Origin of the sequence: Paraburkholderia sp. BR14374 (genome assembly GCF_040948685.1) — a bacterium.
GTDB lineage: Bacteria > Pseudomonadota > Gammaproteobacteria > Burkholderiales > Burkholderiaceae > Paraburkholderia > Paraburkholderia youngii.
Genome location: NZ_JBFPKF010000004.1, coordinates 574688 through 591722 on the forward strand (window position 1 = coordinate 574688; position 17035 = coordinate 591722).

The following is a 17035-nucleotide window of genomic DNA, read 5'->3' on the forward strand; positions in this document are numbered from 1 at the left end:
TCCCATGTCCACCGATCGCACGGCATCGTTGTCGCATTTCGCATTCATGCCGGTTCCCAACTTCACGATGATCGCGTTCACCAATGCGATCGAAGTGCTGCGCATGGCGAACTACCTGACGGGTCAGACGCTTTACCGCTGGTCGATCGTGAGTCCCGCCGGCGGCCCGGTCATGGCGAGCAACGGGCTTTCCGTCGATACGGGTCCGGTCGAATGCGTCGGGCAACCCGATATCGTGTTCGTGGTCGGCGGCATCGACGTGCAGCGCTCGACTACCGCCGAGCATCTGTCCGCGCTGCGGCGTTTCGCGCGCATGGGCTGCATGCTGGGCAGTCTGTGCACGGGCACCTATGCGCTCGCGCGCGCCGGTCTGCTGGCCGGTTATGCGTGCGCGATTCATTGGGAAAACATGTCGGCGCTGAAGGAGGAGTTTCCCGACACGCGCTTTCTGAAAGAGCTGTTCGTGATCGATCGGGATCGGGTGACCTGCACCGGCGGCGTCGCGCCGCTCGATATGATGCTGAACCTGATTTCGCCGCGCGTCGGTACCGCGCGCGTCACGCAGATCGCCGAGCAGTTCATCGTCGAGCACGTGCGCGACACCAGCGCGCAGCAGAAGATGCCGCTGGTCGCGCGGCTCGGCTCGGCCAACAAGTCGCTGTTCGAAGTGATCTCGCTGATGGAGAACAACATCGAGGAGCCGCTGTCGCGCGAGGAACTGGCGCGGCTCGCCGGCATGTCGCAACGGCAGTTGCAACGGCTGTTCCGCGAGCACCTGGGCATGACGCCGACGCATTATTACCTGACGCTGCGCCTGCGGCGCGCACGCGAACTGCTATTGCAGACCGACATGTCGATCATGCACATCACGATGGCGTGCGGCTTCCAGTCGGCCTGCCACTTCTCGAAGAGCTATCGCGATGCGTTCGGCACCGCGCCGACGCGCGAGCGCCGCAGCCAGGCGCCTTCGCTGTCCAATGTGCCAGTGCTGGCGGCTTGATCAATGAAGATACGCGCTGAACGGCGTACCCGTTCAGCGCGTGCGTAAGACGACGCGCTGGGTGGACCGGCAGCCCACCCAGCGCTTCAGCGGCACTCTGGCGGCTGGCGAACCTCAAGCCGCCTTCAAAAGCCCATGCGGGTCGATCACAAACTTCTTCGGCGCGCCGCCGTCGAATTGCCGATAGCCCTCGGGCGCATCGTCGAGCGATACCACCGTCACGTTGACGATATCGGCGATCGGCAAACGATCCCACAGGATCGCCTGCATCAGATTGCGGTTGTACTTCATGACCGGCGTCTGCCCGGTGTGGAACGAATGCGACTTGGCCCAGCCCAGGCCGAAACGCAAACTGAGGCTGCCCTTGCGTGCGGCGGCGTCGGTCGAGCCCGGATCATCGGTCACGTAGAGGCCGGGAATGCCGATCGCGCCGGCCGCGCGGGTGATTTCCATCAGCGAATTGAGCACCGTGGCCGGGGCTTCCTCGTGTGAGCCGCTGCTGCCGTGACCGTGCGCTTCGAAGCCGACGCAGTCCACCGCGCAATCCACTTCGGGCTTGCCGAGGATCTGCTCGATCTGTTCGCCGAGCGTCGCGTCCTTCGACAGATCGATGGTCTGGAAGCCCATCTTGCGCGCGTGCGCGAGGCGCGCCTCGTTCATGTCGCCGACGATCGTGCAGGCCGCCCCCAGCAGGCGCGCCGACGCGGCCGCCGCCATGCCGACCGGTCCAGCGCCCGCGATATAGGCTGTCGCGCCGGGCTTCACGCCGGCCATCACCGCGCCGTGATAGCCGGTCGGCAGAATGTCGGACAGGCAGGTCAGGTCGCGGATCTTCGCCATCGCCTGCGCCGGGTCCGGGAATTTCAGCAGATTGAAGTCCGCATACGGCACGAGTACGTATTCGGCCTGGCCGCCAATCCATCCGCCCATGTCGACGTAGCCATACGCGCCGCCCGCGCGCGACGGATTGACGTTCAGGCACACGCCGGTATGCTGTGCCTTGCAGGTCGGGCAGCGTCCGCAGGCCACGTTGAACGGCACCGACACCAGATCGCCGACGCTCAGCGTTTCGACGTCGCGCCCTACCTCGATCACTTCGCCGGTAATCTCGTGCCCGAGCACGAGGCCGACCTCGGCGGTCGTGCGGCCACGCACCATGTGCTGATCGGAGCCGCAGATATTCGTGCTCACCACCTTCAGGATTACGCCATGGCCGATCGAACGGCCGCGTGGATCGACCATCTTCGGATAGTCGATCGACTGCACTTCGACCTTGCCCTGCCCCAGATACACGACGCCGCGATTGCTGCTCATTGTCTCGTCTCCATGTTCGTGAGCGGCGCGCCCGCACGCTGCATGGCGCGCCGTTCCACCAGCGTAGCGGCCGCTCGCAGCGGCACCTGTGCCGAACCCGACACGCGTTTGGCCACAACCGACAACGCCGGCATCGCTCGCGCTGCGGCCCACAACTTTTTCTTTACCCCCGCGCAACATATCCTCGTTTGCCAGCGTTTCGCAAAAGCCCGATAGTGCTGCGTCAGCCGAATCGCCGATCCGCCGACTCACACTCCCCGACCGAGGACCCGTTTGCAATGAAGACCCGAGCGCTCAAACTGATAACAACCGCGACGTTCGCGCTGTTCACGCTGCCCGCGATCTCACCCGCCGGTCGCGCGGCCGAGCCCGCCGCCGCGCAACGCCAAGCCACCGTCGATGCGGCGATCCGGCCGCTGATGGCGAAGTACCATATCGCCGGCATGGCGGTTGGCGTGATCGACGACGGCAAGCCCTACGTGTACAACTACGGCGTCGCATCGACGCAAACCGGCAAGCCGGTCACACGCGACACGCTGTTCGAACTCGGCTCGGTCACCAAGACCTTCACGGCGACGCTCGCGTCGTATGCGCAGCTCGACGGCAAGCTGTCGTTGGCGGACGGCACGGAGCGCTATCTGCCGACGCTGCGCGGCCGGCCGTTCGGCAAAGTGAGCCTGCTGAACCTCGGCACGCACACGCCCGGCGGTCTGCCGCTCCAGGTTCCGGACGACATCCACAACGACGCGCAATTGCTGCAGTACTTCCACGACTGGCAGCCCGCTCATCCGCCCGGCACCTTCCGCACCTACTCGAATCCCGGCGTCGGCACGCTGGGCCTGATCACCGCGAAGACAATGGGGCAGGACTTCACCGCGCTGATGCAGCAACGCATGTTTCCGGCGCTCGGCATGAAGAGCACTTACATCGACGTCCCAGCGGCGAAAATGCCGGACTACGCGCAGGGCTATGCGAAAGACGGTGCGCCCGTCCGGCTGACGGGCGGTGTGCTTTCCGCTGAAGCGTATGGAGTGAAGTCGACCGCCGCCGATATGCTGCGTTTCGTGCAGGCGAACATGAATCTGATCCCGCTCGACGGTCAGTTCCAGCGTGCGATCACGGATACGCATACCGGCTACTTCCAGGCCGGTGTGCTGACTCAGGATCTGATCTGGGAGCAGTACCCGTACCTAGTCGCGCTGCCGACCTTGCTGGCCGGCAATTCGGCGGAAATGGTCCTCGACGGCAAGCCGGCGACCGAAATCAAACCACCGCTGCAGCCGCAGCAGAATGTCTGGATCAACAAGACCGGTTCGACCAATGGCTTCGGCGCGTATGTCGCCTTCGTGCCGCAAAAGCGCATCGGCATCGTGCTGCTCGCCAACCGCAATTTCCCGAACGAGGCGCGCGTGAGCGCCGCGCATCAGATCCTCACGGCGCTGGATGGCGGCGAGCATTGATGGATTGAGTACGACGGGACGGGGTACGGTCGCGTGCGGCGCGCTCCGTCCCGTGACTTTCATTCCCGCACAGCGGTCAACGCGCTGCGCGCATCGGCTTCGACCGCTTCGGACACGAGTGTTTCCAGCGCCATGCCACGCGTTTCGATCCCGAGTATCCACACCGCCGCCGCGGCGACCACGAAGCACATCGCGCCCAGCGAGAACACACCGCCCTGTCCGAAGACCGGCAGCACGACGCCCACGACATAAGGACCGATGAGCGAGCCGACCCGGCCGACCGCGGACGCGAAGCCCGATCCGGTCGCCCGCGCGCCGGTGCCGTAAAGCTCGGGGGTGTACGTGTACAGCACCGCCCACATCGAGAACATGAAGAACTGCATCGCGAGTCCGGCACAGATCAGCAGCCCCGGCGTCTGCACATGGAGCGCCGTTTGCCCGTAGACGTACGCCATCACCGCGCTGCCCGCGAGCGACGCGATACAGGTCGGCTTGCGGCCCCAGCGCTCGACGAGCCACGCCGCGCAGATGAAGCCGGGCACGCCGCCCAGGGAAATCAGCACCGTGTACAGCACGGACTTCGTCACCGCGAAGCCAGCCTGCTGCATCAACGCGCCGAGCCACGACGTCAGCCCATAAAAGCCGAGCAATGCGAAGAACCACAGCGTCCAGACCATGATCGTCCGACGCCGGTACGCCAGGCTCCAGATTTCGCGTAACGCGCCAGTGCCCTTCGCCGCCGCGGGTTCCGCCAGCATCAGAGGTGCTGGCAACTGGCTCACGTTCGCCGAGCGCATCACCTTGGCCTCGATGCCGGCGAGAATACGATCGGCTTCCTCATGACGGCCACGATGTTCGAGCCAACGCGGCGACTCGGGCACCACACGGCGGACGATCAACACGAACACCGCCGGAATCGCGAGCAGCGCGAACTCGCTGCGCCAGCCGAAGTTCGGCAGCACGAAATACGACACCACGCCCGACGTGATGAAGCCGAGCGGCCAGAAACCATCCATCAGCGCAATCAGGCGGCCGCGCGATGCGGCGGGCACGAACTCCGACAGCAAGGTCTGCGCGATCGGAAACTCCATCCCCATGCCGACGCCGAGCAGCACTCGATACAGGATCAGCACATCGACGCTCTGCGCGGTCGAACACAGATACGACGCCAGCCCCCACAGCACCATGCTCCATTGAAACACGGGCCGGCGTCCGAAGCGATCCGCCAGCAGACCCGCCACGGCCGCGCCGAGCACCATGCCGAAGAAACTCGCACTGGCGACGAGCCCCGTCGTCGCGGTCGACAGATGGAACTCGTTCTTGATCGAACCGAGCACGAAGGTCATCGTGGCGAGGTCGACCGAATCGAAGAAGAACGCGATCGCGACGATGATGAAGAGGGTTCGGTGATAGCGGGAGAACGGCAAGCGTTCGAGCCGGGCGGCTGCGCTGGCGCGAAGCGGGAAAGCAGTGGACATGTGATCCCCTCGTGGATACGGCGGTTGACGCGGTGACTTCCGCGTGAATGGGGCAAACAGTGTCCTCAGTAGATGCCGACATAAATCGGCCACATAGAAGAAATGCGTCGTCGGGATGGAACAGAGGCGTCGTGACGCGTCCGCCATGCCGCCAGGTTTCGGCGCTACGTGCGCAACCGCGCATGCGCGGCGCTGGCGATCCGCGCAAGCGCCTCTGCGCTCAGACGGGCCGCGACTTTTTCGACGTACGCGTGATGCCGCGCTTCGAGCGGCGCACCGAGTTGCCGTGCGAGCAGATAACGGATCAGCGCGATGCGGCGGTGGCGCAGCGCAATGCTTTGATCGAGCAGCGCGAGCGCGGCACTGGCATCGTGCTCATCGCACGCGCGCGCGGTGAGACGCGCGGTGGCGACCCGGGTCGACGTCATGGCGGAAGACGGGGAAGAAGAGACGGAAAAAACGGCGGCCGGGGCGCGCACACACCGGCCGCCATCGATTGGCAAAGCCCATCGTGTCCCGCTCAGGACATCAACGGCTCGGCGGCGTCGAGCATGATCCTGACGAAGTAATCCGCGAAGCTGCGGCGCACGACGATGTCGAAACTGTCGGCACCCGTGGGCAGCAACGTAATCGACGCCTTGAAATAATGGCTCTGCGCGCACTGCCCCACGCCGAATAGTTTCGGATGCAGATCGAGCGGGCAGCCGCGCGCGAGCACGTCGCGCGTCCGGGTGCCCTTGATTTCGAGCACCGTATAGCCGCTGCCGACATCGACCGCCGAGGCGAACACGCCCGCGAACGCCGCTCCGAGCAACGCCAGCAACGGCGCCGTGCGGGTCGCATCATGCGCGGTCTCCGAACGCACGAGCCATTCGTCCGGGCCGAGCCACAGCATGTCGTAGCCGTTGCCGCGCGCGACGGTGTTTGCCTTCTCCGGCGGCTTGCAGCCAATCACCTGTTCCACCGCACGGATGAACGCCGCGTCGCGCAGATCGCCGCGCACGTTGACGAGTTCGAGAAACGGCCGCTCGCCGAGCCGGAACGCGGCAGTCGCGTTGGCCTGATGCTGTTTCAGCAGGCCATCCACACCGACCAGCGGCGACTCCTGCCACGCGCCGGTCTGCCGCCCGACCGTACGGTCCACGATCGATACCGTTCCGCCTGTTTCATTCCACATGTTGACGTGCTCCTTCGCTGTCGTAGAACATCGGACTCGCGATTTTCGCCGCGATCTGTTTGCCGCTCGCGAGCGGAATCGTGACCGTCGTGCCGATCTTGTCGAGGCCGCCCTTGACGACCGCCATCGCGATCGAGCGCTGCAGAATCGGGCTGTAGTAGCTCGACGTGACATGCCCCAGCATCGGCGCGGTATCGCCCTGGAACGGACCAGCGACGATCTGCGAGCCCTCGGGTATCACGAACGACGCATCCTCCGATAGCAGCCCGACCAGTTGCTTGCGGCCCGCCTTCGCGGTGTCCGAGCGGGAGAGCGAGCGCTTGCCGAGAAAGTCCTTCGACTTCGCGACGAGCCCGCCCATGCCGAGGTCGTGCGGCGTCATCGAACCGTCGGTATCCTGGCCGACGATGATGTAGCCCTTCTCCGCGCGCAGCACGTGCATCGTCTCGGTGCCGTACGGCGTGATGTTGAACTCCTCGCCCGCGGCCATCAACGCTTCCCATACCGCGCGTCCGACGTTGGCCGGCACGTTGACTTCATAAGCGAGTTCGCCCGAGAAGCTGATGCGCATCACGCGCGCCGCCGCACCCGCGACGGTGCCTTCACGATACGTCATGAACGGGAAGGCCGCGTTCGCGAAGTCGATGTCGTCGCAAACCTTTTGCAGCACCTTGCGGCTCTGCGGTCCGACCACCGCGAACGTCGCCCAGTGATCGGTGACCGACGCGAGCCGCACGCGCAGGTCGGGCCATTCGGTTTGCAGCCAGCGTTCGAGCCACGTGAGCACACGCGCCGCGCCGCCGGTGGTGGTCGTCATCATGTAGTGCTGATCGGCGAGGCGCACGGTCACGCCGTCGTCGAAGATCATGCCGTTCTCGTCGAGCATCAGGCCGTAGCGGCATTTGCCGACTTCGAGCTTGGTCCACGGGTTCGTGTACACCCAGTTCAGCAGCTTCGCGGAGTCCGGGCCCTGAATGTCGATCTTGCCGAGCGTCGACGCATCGAGAATGCCGACGCTCGTGCGCACCGCGAGCGATTCCCGCGCAACCGCCGCGTGCAGGTCCTCGCCCTTCTTCGGGTAGAACCACGGCCGCTTCCAGTTGCCGACGTCTTCGAACGCCGCGCCATGTTCGACGTGCCATTCATGAATCGCGGTCTTGCGCACCGGGTCGAGCAATTCGCCCAGTTCACGGCCGGCAAACGTGCCGAACGTGACCGGCGTGTAGTTCGGCCGGAACGTCGTGGTGCCGGTCTCGGGAATGGTCTTGCCGAGCGCCTGCGCGAGAATCGCCATGCCGTTGATGTTGCCGAGCTTGCCCTGGTCGGTGCCGAAGCCCATCGCGGTGTAGCGCTTCACGTGTTCGACCGATTCGAAGCCTTCGCGCGCGGCAAGGAAGATATCGGCCGCCGCGACGTCGTTCTGGAAATCGACGAACTGCTTGGGCCCGCGCGTGGCCAGCTCCCGTCCGCCGACGAGCCACAGCGGCTCCAGCTTCGTTTCGCTCAGTTCGGCGACCTGCACCGGCTTGGGCCGCGCGACGATGTGCCCGGCCGCGCGCGCCGCTTCGACGCCGGCATCGACCGCGAAACGGATGCCCTGGCCGAGCGTGAAGTCGCCCGCGCAGGCGCCGACGCTGGTCTCCGGCTGGACCGCCTTGCCCGGCACGAAGCAGGCCTTGTCGTCATGCCAATGGGCCTTGCCGCCCGACTGCGCGAACAGATGCAGCACCGGGCTCCAGCCGCCCGACATCGCGAGCAGATCGCACGGCAGTTGGCCCTGTTGCGCCGTGATCTGCCCTTTCGCATACGACGCGAGCGACACCGACGCGACGCGCAGCTTGCCATGCGCCGCCGTGACGACCGTGCCGTTCAGCACCTTGATGCCGTGGCGGCGCGCGAGCGCGGGCAGCGTGCCCTTCGGTTCACCGGCGCGCGGATCGATGACGCTCACCTGCGCGCCGGCCGCTTTCAGGTCGAGCGCGCATTGATAGCCGTCGTCGTTGTTGGTGAACACGACCGCGTTTCGACCCGGCAGCACCGCATAGCGATGCAGATAAGTCGATACGGCCGACGCGAGCATCACGCCAGGCAGATCGTTATTGCCGAACACGATCGGGCGTTCATGCGCGCCGGTCGCGAGAATCACGCGTTTCGCGCGAATCTTCCACAGCAGTTCGCGCGTGCCCTTGCGTTGTGAGACGGGCACATGATCGGTCAGGCGCTGCGTGACCGTGACGAGGTTGTGGTCCTGATAGCCGAACGCGGTGCTGCGGCTCAGGATCTTCACGTCGGGCAACTGCCGCAACTCGTCTTCGATTTTCTGCACCCACTGCAGCGCGGGCTTGCCGTCGATCTCCGCGGCACACGACAGCAGCGAGCCGCCGAGTTCCGGCTGATCGTCGACGAGCGTCACGCGCGCGCCGGACAAAGCCGCCGCGTGCGCGGCCGCGAGCCCGGTCGGGCCGCCGCCGACCACCAGCACGTCGCAATGCGCGAAGCACTTGTCGTAGCGGTCCGCGTCGCGCTGTTTCGGCGCGGTGCCGAGACCGGCCGCGTCGCGAATCGCTTCCTCGTACTTCGGCCAGAGCTTGCGCGGCCACATGAAGGTCTTGTAGTAGAAGCCCGCCGGAATGAAGCGCGCGATCTTCTGATTGATCGCCATGCGGTCCTTCTCGATGCTCGGCTTCGCGTTCACGCTGCTCGCGACGAGCCCCTGGTACAGCTCGACCTCGGTGGCCCGCGCGTTGGGCACCGAGTAGGCGCCGGTCTCCAGTTGCACGACCGCGTTCGGCTCCTCGACGCCCGCGGTCACGATGCCGCGCGGCCGATGATATTTCCAGCTGCGCGCGACGAAGTGCATGCCGTTAGCGAGCAATGCGGACGCGAGCGTATCGCCCTGATAGCCCTGGTATTCGACGCCGTTGAACGTGAAGCTCAGCGCGATCGCGCGGTTGATGCGGCCGCCGGTTGGGAGTCGGTCTTTCTGGCTCATGATGCTTTGCCCTCTTGTGCCTTTGCCTGTGCGTTGGCTGCCTGTGGATCGCTACTGTCTAACGCCAGCAACGGACGCTCGAACGTCTGATAACCCTGGAACGCATAGCTGACGGTGTCGCGCTGCGCCTTGAACCAGCGGCGGCAGCCTTGGGTGTGGAACCATTGCTCGCGATGCACGCCGCGCGGGTTCTTGCGCATGAACAGGTAATCGCCCCATTCCTTGTCGGTCAGCGATTCGGTGTCGAGCGGGCGGGCGATGTCCGCCTCGCCGCCGCAGGAGAATTCGGTTTCGGCGCGGGGACCGCACCACGGGCATTCGATCAGCAACATCTGTGTCTCCTCGTCGACTAGTGGGCCACGGCTGCAGCGCCGTGCTCATCGATCAGATGACCGGTATAGAACCGGTCCAGCGAAAACGGCGCGTTCAACGGATGCGGTTCGTCCTTCGCGATCGTGTGCGCAAAGACCCATCCCGAACCGGGCGTCGCCTTGAAGCCGCCCGTCCCCCAGCCGCAGTTGAAGTACAGCCCCTTCACATCGGTCTTGCTGATGATCGGGCACGCGTCCGGCGACACATCGACGATGCCGCCCCACTGCCGGTTCATCCGCACGCGAGAAAACACCGGGAACATTTCGACGATCGCCTCGAGCGTGCCCTCGATGATGTGGAAGCTGCCGCGCTGCCCAAACCCGGTGTACTGATCGACGCCCGCGCCGATCACCAGATCGCCCTTGTCGGACTGGCTGATGTACGCGTGGACCGCGTTCGACATCACGACCGTGTTGACCACCGGCTTGATCGGCTCCGACACCAGCGCCTGCAACGGATGGCTTTCGAGCGGCAAGCGCACGCCGGCCATGTCGGCGAGCGTCGACGTGTTGCCGGCCGTGACCACCGCGACTTTCTTCGCCTTGATGAAGCCCTTGGTCGTATCGACGCCCGTCACCTGGCTGCCGTTACGGCGAATGCCGACCACCTGGCAGTTCTGCACGATATCGACGCCGGCCTGATCCGCGCCGCGCGCGAAGCCCCAGGCCACCGCATCGTGCCGGGCCACGCCGCCGCGCCGCTGGATCGATGCGCCGAGCACCGGATAGCGGCTGTTCAGATTGATGGTCGGTTCGAGTTCCTTGATCTGCGCGGGCGTGAGAAATTCGGCGTCGACGCCGTTCAGCCGGTTCGCGTTGACGCGCCGCTCGGTGTCGCGCACGTCCTGCAGTGTATGCGCGAGGTTCATCACGCCGCGCTGGCTGAACATCACGTTGTAGTTCAGATCCTGCGAGAGCCCTTCCCACAGCTTCATCGCCTTCTCGTAGAGCCCGGCGGATTCGTCCCACAGATAGTTCGAGCGCACGATCGTCGTATTGCGCGCGGTGTTGCCGCCGCCGATCCAGCCCTTCTCGAGCACCGCGACGTTGCGCACGCCGTGTTCCTTCGCGAGGTAGTACGCGGTCGCGAGACCATGCCCGCCACCGCCGACGATCACGACGTCGTACTCACGTTTAGGCTCGGGGCTGCGCCATTGCCGCTCCCAGTTCTCGTGATACGACATCCCGTTGCGCAGCAGGCTGAATATCGAATAGCGGCTCATCGTGGGTCCTTTGCGGTTTTGCAGATACGGTGTAGCGGTAGCGGTTCAACACTCGATGACGTTCACGGCCAGCCCGCCGCGCGACGTCTCCTTGTATTTCGTCTTCATGTCGGCGCCGGTTTCGCGCATCGTGCGGATCACGCTGTCGAGCGACACCACGTGCTTGCCGTCGCCCTTCATCGCGAGGCGCGCCGCGTTGATCGCCTTGATCGCGCCCATCGCGTTGCGCTCGATGCACGGAATCTGCACGAGCCCGCCGACTGGGTCGCACGTCATGCCGAGGTTGTGTTCCATGCCGATTTCGGCGGCGTTCTCGACCTGCGCGGGCGTGCCGCCCATCACTGCCGCGAGCGCCGCGGCGGCCATCGAGCAGGCGACGCCCACTTCGCCCTGGCAGCCCACTTCGGCGCCGGAGATCGACGCGGTTTCCTTGTAGATGATGCCGATCGCCGCGGCGCTCAGCAGGAAGTCGACGATGCCCGCGTCGTTCGCCGCGTGCATGAACTTCACGTAGTAGTGCAGCACCGCCGGGATCACGCCGGCCGCGCCGTTGGTCGGCGCGGTGACGACCCGGCCGCCCGCGGCGTTTTCCTCGTTGACGGCCATCGCGTACAGGTTGACCCAGTCGAGCATCGACAGCGGGTCGCGCAGCGATTCCTCCGAGCGTGCGCGCAAGCGCTCGCACAGTTCAGCCGCGCGGCGCTTCACGTGCATCGGGCCGGGCAGTTCGCCGCGCACCTTGCAGCCGCGTTCGACGCACGCGGCCATCGTGCGCCAGATTGCCAGCAGGCCCTCGCGCACTTCGTGTTCGGGCCGGCTCGCGCATTCGTTGCGCAGCGTCACCTCGGCGATCGACAGGCCGCTTTCGCGGCACACGCGCATCAGATCGTCGCCGGTGCGAAACGGATACGGCACCTCGGCGGTCGCGCGACGTCCATTCACGCGATCGCCGTCGCGATTGACGACGAAGCCGCCGCCAATCGAGAAATACTCTTTCTCGACCAGCAACTGGCCGTTCTCGTCGAAGGCCTGAAAGCGCATGCCGTTCGGATGCACGACACCCGAGCCCGGGGCGCCCGGCATCAGCTTGCGGTAGAAGCCGACATGCTCGCGCTCGTCGAACGCGACTGGATGCTTGCCGAGCAGCACGAGCTGCCTGGTCTCGCGAATCGTCCGCAGCCTCGGCTCGATCAGGTCGGGGTCGATCTGGTCGGGCAGATTGCCTTCGAGGCCGAGCAGCACGGCCTTATCGGTGCCGTGGCCCTTGCCGGTCGCGCCGAGCGAGCCGAACAGCTCGGCTCTGACGCGCCGCACGAAGCCGAGCAGATTCGCGTCCTCGACATGCGATGCGAAGCGGCATGCGGCGATCATCGGCCCGACCGTGTGTGAGCTCGATGGACCGATGCCGATCTTGAACAGATCGAAGACGCTGACGTTCATGGCTTGCCTTGTGCGTTGTGTCTTGCGAGTTGCGATGGCCGAAAGCGCTTCGACTCGACTGATGCGCCCGGATGGAAAGTGCGTCTATTGCACCGCACGGCAGGCCCGATCGATAGAATAAAAACGGCATCGCAATGGGATGGCGTCGTCAAATGACGCGCCACGCGGGCCTCCCGGCGGATTTGCGATGACTTGCGACGCATTCGCGAAAGGCGACCCGACGCCGGCAGGCAATGCTGAAGGTCCGTGGTGCTATGCTTGCCTACAGCCTTTTCGGTCAACGTTCGTTCCTCTTTCGCAGCTCTGATCACCGACCCGCCGCGCGCATGAATTCCGCTGAAACGCTTGCCCCTTCCTCACTCGACACCGCCGCGAAGCAGCGCATCCGCTTCGGCATCATCCTGCTGCCGAACTTCACGCTGACCGCGTTCTCGGGTTTCGTCGACCTGCTGCGCCTGTCCGCCGACGAAGGGGACTTCAGCAAGCCGGTGCGCTGCTCGTGGAGCGTGATCGGGGAAACCCTCGCTCCGGTGCGCGCGAGTTGCGGCATCCAGATCACGCCGTGGGAAACCTTCGAGACCGCCGAAAAGTTCGACTATGTGGTGGTGGTCGGCGGACTGCTGCACTCGGGGCCCGCCGCGAGCGAGGCGACGCTCGCGTTCATCCGCCGCGCCGCCGCGCGCGACGCGACGCTGGTCGGCATGTGCACCGGCGTGTTCTCGCTGATGCGAGCGGGCGTGCTCGACGGCCACCGGATCTGCGTGAGCTGGTTTCACTACTGGGATTTCATCGAGCGCTTTCCGTCGGTCGACGAACAGATGCTGGTCGCCGACCGGCTGTTCGTGATCGACCGGCGGCGCATCACGTGTTCGGGCGGGCGCGCGTCGATCGACGTCGCCGCCGCGATCCTGCTGCGGCACTTCGAAACCGCGACGGTGCAGAAGGCGCTGCGCATCCTGCTCGTCGACGACCTGCAGAAAGGCAATGCGCCGCAGCCGCATCCGCCCGGACTTGCGCCGGCCTCGCATCCGAAGGTCAAGCGCGCGATCCTGCTGATGGAGCAGCACGTGGGCCGCGCGCTGTCGCTCGACGAACTGGCGGGCAAGCTCGATCTGTCGCCGCGTCAATTGGAACGGCTGTTCAAGGCGCAGACCGGCAAGGCGCCGCAGGCCTACGCGAAGCAGGTGCGGCTGCGCACCGCCGCGTGGCTGCTGACGAGTTCGGACAAGACCGTCGCCGATATCGCGTCGAGCTGCGGCTTCTCGGACGCGTCGCACCTTGGGCGGGAATTTCGCAAACAGTTCGGCGTGCCGCCGATGATGTATCGCGAGCAGCGCGGCACGGCGGAACAAGTCGACGACGGCTCGTGCTACGACGAAACGTTTCCGGGCCGCGCGCAGGCAATCTGAATTGACGCGGCGTGCGCTACTCCGGCATGCGCCGCTCGACGCTCGGCGCATGCCCGAACTGCGCGCGATACGCCTTGCTGAAATGACACGGCGAATGAAAACCGCACACCGCGGTCACGCGCGCGATCGATGCATCGGTATTGCGCAGCAGATCGCGCGCGCGGCGCAGCCGCAGGCTCAGGTAGTAATGCGTCGGCGACACGTTCAGGAACAGCTTGAACATCCGCTGCAAATGGCGCTGCGACAGGTTCACGAGCCGCGCGAGTTCATCGAGCGATAGCGGCTCCTCGATGTTCGCTTCCATCAGCCGCACCACTTCGATCAGTTCGGCGCGCGACAGGCCGACCCGCGCATCGACCGGAATGTGCTGGCAATCGGTCGAACCGCGAATCCGCTCGACGATGAACTGCTCGGACACCTGCGCGGCCACTGCGGGCCCGAGCCGCATGCCCACCAGATGCAGCATCAGATCGAGCGGCGCGGTGCCGCCGGTGCAGGTGAGCCGGTCGCGGTCGATCACGAACAGCTCGTCGTCGAAATGCACGTGCGGATAGCGCTGGTGCAACGGCGACATGTCCTCCCAATGCACGGTTGCCCGGTAGCCGTCGAGCAGCCCCGCCGCGAGCAACGCATACGGGCCCGTGCAGATTCCGCCGAGCGGCACGCGGTGCGCGGCCGCCTCGCGCAGTTGCGTGATCACCGCGTCGTTCACATACTCGCGCACGTGCCAGCCCGCGCATACGAACAGCAGGTCCGGCATGCCGGCTTCGGCGAGCGTCGTGGTCGGCTTCACCGTGATGCCGTTGCTCGCGCGCGCCGGCTCGCCATCCGGTGTGACTACCGACCACCGGTAGTGCTGCGCCCGGCCCACGTAGTTCGCCATGCGCAGCACCTCGACCGCGCTGGTGAACGCGATCATCGAGAAGTTCGGCAGCGTCAGGAAGCCGACGTGCGCGACGGCTGACAGCCGCGCATCGGCTTGTTCGGCGGTGGCGATTGCGTCGCGCTTCATGGACGTATCGGATCAGGCCATCAGCCGTGTTGCGCCGCCGGCTCGCGGCGCACTTTCATCGCCTGGCGCAATCCGGCGAACAGCGGTGCGCGTGCCTTGCCCGGCGCCCGGCCGAAGCTCTCGGTGATGCGGTCCAGAATGATCGCCAGCATCACGACCGACATGCCGCTTTCGAAGCCGAGCCCGATATCGAGCCGCTGGATGCTCGCGAGCACGTCGTTGCCGAGACCGCCCGCGCCGACCATCGACGCGATGATCACCATCGACAGCGCCATCATGATGGTCTGGTTCACGCCGGTCATGATCGACGGCAGCGCGTTCGGAAACTGCACCTTGTACAGCAGCTGCCACGGCGTGCAGCCGAACGCCTGCCCCGCTTCGACGATTTCATGATTGACGTGCTTGATGCCGAGCGCGGTCAGACGCACCGCGGGCGGCATCGCGAAGATCACCGTCGACAGGATGCCGGGCACGCGGCCGAGGCCGAACAGCATCGCAGCCGGAATCAGGTAGACGAACGCGGGCATCGTCTGCATCAGATCGAGGACGGGGCGCACGATCATTTCGACAGTGCGGCTCTTCGCCATCCAGATGCCGAGCGGTACGCCGAGCACGAGACTGATCACCGTCGACGACAGCGTGAGGCCGAGCGTGATCACCATCTGATCCCAGAAGCCGGTGCCGTAGATCAACAGCAGCGCGGCCAGCGTGAACAACGCGAAGCGCCAGCCGACGCGCCACAGGCCGATGCCGACGAAGAACGCCATCAGCGCCCACATCGGCACGGCCTGCAAGCTGTGCTCGACGGCCGCGGCGAAACTCTCGATGACCTTGCCGATCGTGTCGAAGGTCTTCGCATCATGATCGAGCAGGTAGTGAACGCCGTGATCGACCCAGGCGCCAAGCGGAATGATTTCAGACATGGGAACCTCGATGATGCGTGAGAACGCTCAGCACGTTCGTCTTGTTGACCGAGCCGCAGTAGGAGCCGTCCGCTTCGACGACCGGCAGCGGCGCGCGGCTCGCCACCACGCGCTCGACCACGTCGTTGAGCGGCGTGCTGCGATGGATGCATTCGATCTGGTTGAGCTGCGGCGACACGCTGCCCGTCGCATCGCGGCACACGAAGCCGCGTATCCTGCGCTCGCTGTCGAGCACGAACGCGTAGTCGGCGCTGCCGTTCAGCGTCGCGGCGACGCTCGACGCGTCGATCTGCGGCGCGTGCATCAGCGGCACGTCGTCGGTTTGCATCAGATCGCCGGCCGTCAGATAGCGGCTCGTGTCGATGCCTTCGAAGAATGCGCGCACGTAGTCGTCGGCCGGATTCTTGATGATTTCCTGCGGCGTGCCGATCTGCACGACGCGCCCGCCTTCCATGATCGCGATGCGCGTGCCGATGCGCATCGCCTCCTCCAGATCGTGCGATACGAACAGGATCGTGCGCTGCTGCTCGCGCTGCAGATCGAGCAGCACGTTCTGCATTTCCTTGCGCTTGAGCGGATCGAGCGCGGAGAACGCCTCGTCCATGATCATCAGCGACGGGTTGACCGTGAGCGCCCGCGCGAGCCCGACGCGCTGCTGCATGCCGCCCGACAGCTCGGCGGGCAGCTTCTGCGCGAACGGCGCGAGGCCGACCTGTTCGAGCACCGTCAGCGCCCGCGCCTCGCGCTGCTTGCGGCCGACGCCCGCGACCTCGAGGCCGAACGCCGCGTTGGCCAGCACGGTGCGCTGGGGCATCAGCGCGAAGGACTGGAACACCATGCTCATGTCCTTGCGGCGCAGCGCCGTCAGCTCGGCGCGCGGCACGCTTGCGACATCGCGGCCGTCGATCAGCACCTTGCCGGCGCTGGGCTCGACGAGCCGATTGATCAGGCGAATCAGCGTCGACTTGCCGGAGCCTGACAGGCCCATCAGCACGAAGATTTCGCCCTCGCGAACCTCGAACGACGCGTTGTGCACGCCGACGATCTGACCGGTGCGGGCAAACACCTCCTGTTTGGTGGCACCGCTGGCCAGCATTGCGAGCGCCTGTTTCGGGTTGGTGCCGAACACCTTGCACAGCCCTTCGACCACGACCTTGGGGGAATTCATCGAATGCTCTCCTCGCTTGCGGACGTCGCCCGCGCTGTGCCTACATAGTTGCTAGAAAAAAGTGCGGC

14 protein-coding genes are annotated in these 17035 nt (G+C 65.5%); 3 read left to right on the forward strand and 11 right to left on the reverse strand.

The genetic code is table 11. The features are described from left to right. Positions 1 to 4 precede the first annotated feature (4 nt). The gene (locus AB3X86_RS12875) at positions 5 to 1000 is read left to right on the forward strand and encodes a GlxA family transcriptional regulator (protein WP_368596273.1); all 996 of its coding nucleotides are present in this window, start codon (positions 5 to 7) and stop codon (positions 998 to 1000) included. Positions 1001 to 1114: 114 nt separating this feature from the next. Here AB3X86_RS12875 and fdhA read toward each other — a convergent pair whose 3' ends face one another. Then, positions 1115 to 2314 carry a formaldehyde dehydrogenase, glutathione-independent gene (fdhA, locus tag AB3X86_RS12880; RefSeq protein WP_368596274.1) on the reverse strand — a complete coding sequence of 400 codons (1200 nt, stop codon included), beginning with the start codon at positions 2312 to 2314 and terminating at the stop codon, positions 1115 to 1117. Positions 2315 to 2592: 278 nt separating this feature from the next. On the opposite strand from fdhA, the gene ampC reads away from it, so the two are divergent. Further along, on the forward strand, positions 2593 to 3774 hold the full coding sequence (gene ampC, locus AB3X86_RS12885; protein WP_368596275.1) for a class C beta-lactamase: 1182 nt from the start codon (positions 2593 to 2595) through the stop codon (positions 3772 to 3774). A 59-nt stretch (positions 3775 to 3833) separates the two neighbouring features. Here the strand turns inward: ampC and AB3X86_RS12890 are convergent, their stop codons facing one another. From AB3X86_RS12890 to AB3X86_RS12920, 7 genes are all read right to left on the reverse strand, one after another. Next, the gene (locus tag AB3X86_RS12890; protein ID WP_368596276.1) at positions 3834 to 5252 is read right to left on the reverse strand and encodes an MFS transporter; all 1419 of its coding nucleotides are present in this window, start codon (positions 5250 to 5252) and stop codon (positions 3834 to 3836) included. Positions 5253 to 5416: 164 nt separating this feature from the next. After that, on the reverse strand, positions 5417 to 5680 hold the full coding sequence (locus AB3X86_RS12895; RefSeq protein WP_018438003.1) for a hypothetical protein: 264 nt from the start codon (positions 5678 to 5680) through the stop codon (positions 5417 to 5419). A 92-nt stretch (positions 5681 to 5772) separates the two neighbouring features. Next, complete coding sequence (locus AB3X86_RS12900; protein ID WP_368596277.1) at positions 5773 to 6429, reverse strand: sarcosine oxidase subunit gamma; 657 nt, start codon at positions 6427 to 6429, stop codon at positions 5773 to 5775. After that, a complete protein-coding gene (locus AB3X86_RS12905; protein WP_368596278.1) occupies positions 6419 to 9421 on the reverse strand; it encodes a sarcosine oxidase subunit alpha family protein in 3003 nt (1000 codons plus the stop codon). Before AB3X86_RS12905 ends, AB3X86_RS12900 begins: the two co-directional genes overlap by 11 nt. Then, positions 9418 to 9753 carry a sarcosine oxidase subunit delta gene (locus AB3X86_RS12910; RefSeq protein ID WP_013091655.1) on the reverse strand — a complete coding sequence of 112 codons (336 nt, stop codon included), beginning with the start codon at positions 9751 to 9753 and terminating at the stop codon, positions 9418 to 9420. The genes AB3X86_RS12905 and AB3X86_RS12910 overlap by 4 nt, the downstream gene beginning before the upstream one ends. A gap of 17 nt (positions 9754 to 9770) precedes the next feature. Then, positions 9771 to 11015 (reverse strand): sarcosine oxidase subunit beta family protein, encoded by a 1245-nt coding sequence (locus AB3X86_RS12915; protein WP_013091654.1) that lies wholly within the window; start codon positions 11013 to 11015, stop codon positions 9771 to 9773. Positions 11016 to 11060: 45 nt separating this feature from the next. Further along, the gene (locus AB3X86_RS12920) at positions 11061 to 12455 is read right to left on the reverse strand and encodes an L-serine ammonia-lyase (RefSeq protein WP_368596279.1); all 1395 of its coding nucleotides are present in this window, start codon (positions 12453 to 12455) and stop codon (positions 11061 to 11063) included. A gap of 326 nt (positions 12456 to 12781) precedes the next feature. Between AB3X86_RS12920 and AB3X86_RS12925 the strand changes: the two genes are divergently transcribed. After that, on the forward strand, positions 12782 to 13864 hold the full coding sequence (locus tag AB3X86_RS12925; protein ID WP_176105889.1) for a GlxA family transcriptional regulator: 1083 nt from the start codon (positions 12782 to 12784) through the stop codon (positions 13862 to 13864). Between the two features lie 16 nt (positions 13865 to 13880). Here the strand turns inward: AB3X86_RS12925 and AB3X86_RS12930 are convergent, their stop codons facing one another. From AB3X86_RS12930 to AB3X86_RS12940, 3 genes are read right to left on the reverse strand one after another with little or no spacing between them, the layout of a single operon-like run. Beyond that, positions 13881 to 14876: a GlxA family transcriptional regulator gene (locus AB3X86_RS12930; RefSeq protein ID WP_368596280.1), complete on the reverse strand. Its 996-nt coding sequence runs from the start codon at positions 14874 to 14876 to the stop codon at positions 13881 to 13883. A 20-nt stretch (positions 14877 to 14896) separates the two neighbouring features. Further along, on the reverse strand, positions 14897 to 15799 hold the full coding sequence (gene choW, locus AB3X86_RS12935; protein ID WP_018437997.1) for a choline ABC transporter permease subunit: 903 nt from the start codon (positions 15797 to 15799) through the stop codon (positions 14897 to 14899). Next, positions 15792 to 16967 carry a glycine betaine/L-proline ABC transporter ATP-binding protein gene (locus tag AB3X86_RS12940; protein ID WP_368596281.1) on the reverse strand — a complete coding sequence of 392 codons (1176 nt, stop codon included), beginning with the start codon at positions 16965 to 16967 and terminating at the stop codon, positions 15792 to 15794. Before AB3X86_RS12940 ends, choW begins: the two co-directional genes overlap by 8 nt. Positions 16968 to 17035: the final 68 nt, after the last annotated feature.